We start from the raw sequence: 2840 nt of genomic DNA, 5'->3' as shown, positions 1-2840 counted from the left end.
ATGAAAACGCTAGAATTAACTTATGGTTATTTAATGGCAGTTCTCCTTCTGATAATAATGAAGTAGAAGTAATTATTAATAAATTTGAATTTATACCATAAATGTGAAAAAGTATTTTTTGATAATTCTAACTTTACTGATTAAGTTACGTTGTATTTTTATAGATTTAAATATTATACATGAAGGTATATTACATAACGAGCCGCCCTTCAGCTAACAGCGCGTTGCGGCTACGGTGCAGTAGCGCCTTCGCCCAAATCCAGTACTAAATCAGTTGTGCCGTTTAGTTTAGTTTTTGCAGTTAACTGTTAGTTGGTGTGAATTACAATATGTTTTATAACAGTTGTTTAGTGCTGGACTTCGGCAACGCGCGGCACGTTATGTGCCCTTTGCGCAAAGCAATATAATAAAAAGTTAGGTAAACTAAAATGAAACTCAAGCGATTAAGGCTCCGTAATTTCCGGTGTTTTAAGGAAGAGATATCTATTGATTTCGAGGATATCACGGCGCTTGTTGGAAAAAACGACGCCGGTAAGTCTACGCTTATGGATGCACTAGACATTTTCCTAAACGACATTGATCCAGATAAAGACGATGCATCAAAAAATGGCGCTCCAAGAGATTTAACGATAATCTGTGAATTTACTGAACTTCCTGATGAAGTCATCTTGGACGACGCAAATCCGACGAAGCTCAGTACTGAGTTTCTCCTAAACGATGAGGAAAGACTTGAAATCCATAAGTTTTACAGTGGCGAACTGCAGAAGCCAAAATGCAAAAGCATCCAGGCCTACGCCATTCATCCGACTATAGATGGAGCCAAGGATCTCCTTCAACTCAAGAATTCTGACCTTAAGAAGCGAGCCCAAGAGTTGGGTATTGATCTCGAGAGTGTTGATCAGAGAGTCAATGCCCAGATACGTGCACGAATACGAGAGCATTTTGGTAATCTCACTCTTGCTCCATCTATGATTCCACTGAACGAAGATAACGCTAAAAAGATATGGACTGAGCTCCGCAAATACCTTCCTGCGTTCGCACTTTTTAAGTCGGACCGTACGAGTACAGATCAGGATCCTGAAGCCCAGGACCCACTGAAAGCCGCAGTCAAAGAAGCTATCAAGGCTAAGGAAGTAGAGCTGGCGGCAATCACCGAGTACGTTCGGAGTGAAGTCCAGAAGATTGCTAATTTGACTTTGGAAAAACTCCGTGAGATGGACCCAACTCTCGCAACGCAACTAAACCCTACCTTTATCCCACCTAAGTGGGATAGCCTCTTCAAGGCTAGCATCACTTCAGATGATGATATCCCTATCAACAAGCGCGGCAGTGGAGTTAAGAGATTGATTTTGCTCAACTTCTTCCGTGCCAAAGCTGAACAACTCGCCAAGGAAACAGGTCATGCAACTGTCATATATGCGATTGAAGAGCCAGAGACTTGCCAGCACCCGAACAACCAACGTATGCTGCTTATAGCCTTGTCTGACTTGTCTTCCGAAGCGCAGGTTATTATAAGTACTCATACCCCTATGTTGGCACGTACCCTACCAGATAGTTCTTTACGATATATTAATATTCTGGACGACAAGAAAAGGAAAATCCTGACCGGTGGCCCTGAAACTAACCAGATTTTCGCACGGTCACTTGGCGTTTTGCCAGATAACACGGTCAAATTATTTATTTGGGTAGAGGGGCCCAACGACATTACATTTCTGCAAACTATGTTAAAGGCATTGTGCAATGATGGCTGTGATATTCCTGATCTGGAAAAAATGGAACTCGATGGCGAAATGATTTTCTTCCCTTTCGGTGGGTCAAACCTTGCCCTCTGGTCTTCTCGCCTTGAAAAACTTAATCGTCCAGAGTTTCATCTCTGCGATAGAGATATTGCTCCCCCAGCACCTGCTAAGTATCGAGGGCACGTGGATAAGGTAAACGCCCGGGAAAATTGCAGAGCGCGTAACACGTTGAAGAAGGAAATCGAAAACTATCTACACAAAGACGCAATCATAGCTGCATATAAAGAACTCGGCATCAATCTTACAATAATGGCAAATTTTGACTCCTTCGATAATATTCCTCAAAAAGTTGCACAAATACTATACGAAGCGTCTGATAGCCCCAAGGCATGGAACGAACTTACTGATAAAGAGAAGGAGGAAAAAGAATCAAAAGTAAAGCGTATACTGTGTTCACGAGCTCCAAGATATATGAACAACATATTACTACATGAGATCGATCCAGATGGAGACATGATCCAATGGTTCAAGGACATAAAAGATCTTCTTACCGAATGAGGCAAGAGGTGAGTTTTGTCATTAAATTGAAATTAAATGTTTGAGCAAACGGCACATAACACGGTGTATGCGGTTCGTTGCGCTCACCAAAATGCTCGGCTACGCCTCGCACTTCGCATACACCGAAACCGTTATATGAAAGAGGAACTTTTGGAAAGATAGTTTTTGATACCCCTTTAAATTTGCCCAAAGAAAAGAAATCGGTGGGGAAAAGAATTTTGTTTTTTCTTCCTGCTTCGCCCAAAAAAGGGGAAGCAGGCTCGGAGCGCAAGCAACGGAATCCACCAGAGGCGGACGAGACCGAGTAAAAAATTACTTTTAAAAACAAAGAATAGAAAAAATTTTGTTCAGCGGGCTCTTAATAAAAATAGATTTTTTGCGAGGGCGAGGATATAAGGAAGCCTTCCTGCCGTGCAGGCAGGAAGGCAGACGAAAGCCGAATCGGAAGGATTAAGTTTTTGTTATTGATGCTTCAAAATAGGTTCGCACTTCGTTCAGTAATTGCGACCAGAATATCTACTTCAAAGTTACCTTTTATCACCA

Annotated in this window: 2 protein-coding genes; one reads left to right on the top strand and one right to left on the bottom strand. The window is 41.9% G+C overall.

What is annotated here, in order from left to right; all coding sequences use genetic code 11:
• Positions 1–428 precede the first annotated feature (428 nt).
• Positions 429–2297 (top strand): ATP-binding protein, encoded by a 1869-nt coding sequence (locus NT136_03265; protein ID MCX6765952.1) that lies wholly within the window; start codon positions 429–431, stop codon positions 2295–2297.
• Here NT136_03265 and NT136_03260 read toward each other — a convergent pair.
• Positions 2287–2625 carry a hypothetical protein gene (locus NT136_03260; protein ID MCX6765951.1) on the bottom strand — a complete coding sequence of 113 codons (339 nt, stop codon included), beginning with the start codon at positions 2623–2625 and terminating at the stop codon, positions 2287–2289. The two genes, NT136_03265 and NT136_03260, sit on opposite strands and share 11 nt — an antisense overlap.
• Positions 2626–2840 lie beyond the last annotated feature (215 nt).

The organism is Candidatus Moraniibacteriota bacterium (genome assembly GCA_026396275.1).
In the GTDB taxonomy this organism is placed as follows: domain Bacteria; phylum Patescibacteriota; class Minisyncoccia; order Moranbacterales; family JAPLXC01; genus JAPLXC01.
Note: the sequence above shows the minus strand (reverse complement) of the source record. Positions and strands in the feature narration are given on the sequence as shown.

What these genes read in the sequence shown, in the direction of transcription:
- NT136_03265 (MCX6765952.1), top strand. Translation starts at nt 429, where the DNA reads ATGAAACTCAAGCGATTAAGGCTCCGTAATTTCCGGTGTTTTAAGGAA.